Origin of the sequence: Prevotella sp. S7 MS 2, from assembly GCF_000762865.1 — a bacterium.
GTDB lineage: Bacteria > Bacteroidota > Bacteroidia > Bacteroidales > Bacteroidaceae > Prevotella.
In genome coordinates this window covers 1-1,190 of sequence record NZ_JRPT01000122.1, presented here as the reverse complement: position 1 = coordinate 1,190, position 1,190 = coordinate 1, and the positions used below count along the sequence as shown (strand labels likewise).

The following is a 1,190-nucleotide window of genomic DNA, read 5'->3' as shown; positions in this document are numbered from 1 at the left end:
CTATCTGGCAGGATATGAACAGCCCGACTTCATAACTATCAACCGTTTTCGCAACCGTGTAAAAAAGGAAATCAACAATATCTTCACACAGGTGGTATTGATACTTTCAGCCAAAGGTTTGATAAGTCTTGACGTTGAATATATTGATGGCACAAAGATAGAATCGAAAGCCAACAAGTATACTTTCGTTTGGAGAAGAACCGTAGAGAAGAACCGTGCCAAGTTGCAGGAGCAAATACGCACACTCCTGCTTCAGGTTGACGATGTTATAGCGCAGGACAATGCAGCAAAGAAAGAAGGTGTTGAGTTCACCGCAGATCTGCTCAGTGAGATATCCGAGGAGTTGAACAAGTCTCTGGAATCAGTCCCAGAGCCTAAGACAAAAGAAGAAAAGCTGGCTATAAGAACCAAGAAGAAACAGCTTAAGGAGCTTGATAAGAAACGTAATAAACTCCATGAGTACGACCAGCACCTTGAGATTATGGGCGAGAGAAATTCTTACAGTAAGACTGACTCTGATGCCACGTTTATGCATATGAAGGAGGATGCTATGCGGAACGGACAAACCAAGCCTGGATATAATCTGCAGATAGCAACGGAGAACCAGTTCATCACCGACTTTGCACTCTATGCCAATCGTACCGATACACTCACACTACCTTCATTCTTAGAGTCTTTTAACTCACGTTACAATCGTTATGCCAAGACAGTCGTAGCCGATTCGGGGTATGGTTCCGAGGAGAACTATCTGTTCATGGACACACATAATATTGAAGCTTACGTAAAATACAATTACTTCCATAAAGAGCAGCGTCCACGTTATACACCTAATCCCTTTAGTCCTGCAAGTCTTTATTATAACAAGGAACAGGATTTCTACGTCTGTCCGATGGGACAGCACATGAAGCGTATTGGTATGAAGCGTTCCATCACCTCCAATGGGTTCGTTACTTACAGCGTACGTTATCAGGCAGAACGCTGTGAGGGCTGTCCGCTGAGAGGCTCATGCTTCAAAGCAAGAGGAAACAGAATCATAGAAGTAAACCACCAGCTACAGCAATATAAACAAAAGGCACGAGAACTACTGACCTCTAAAGAAGGCATCAAGCATCGAGGACAAAGGTGCATAGAACCAGAAGCTGTTTTTGGACAAACAAAATATAACAAAGCCTACAAGAGGTTTAGACATT

The 1,190-nt window shown here is 43.0% G+C and carries 1 protein-coding gene; it reads left to right on the top strand.

The window, feature by feature from the left end; all coding sequences use genetic code 11:
- Nucleotides 1-1,190, top strand: a 1,190-nt coding sequence (locus HMPREF0671_RS11645) for an IS1182 family transposase (protein WP_036901012.1), incomplete at both ends; no start/stop codon positions are given.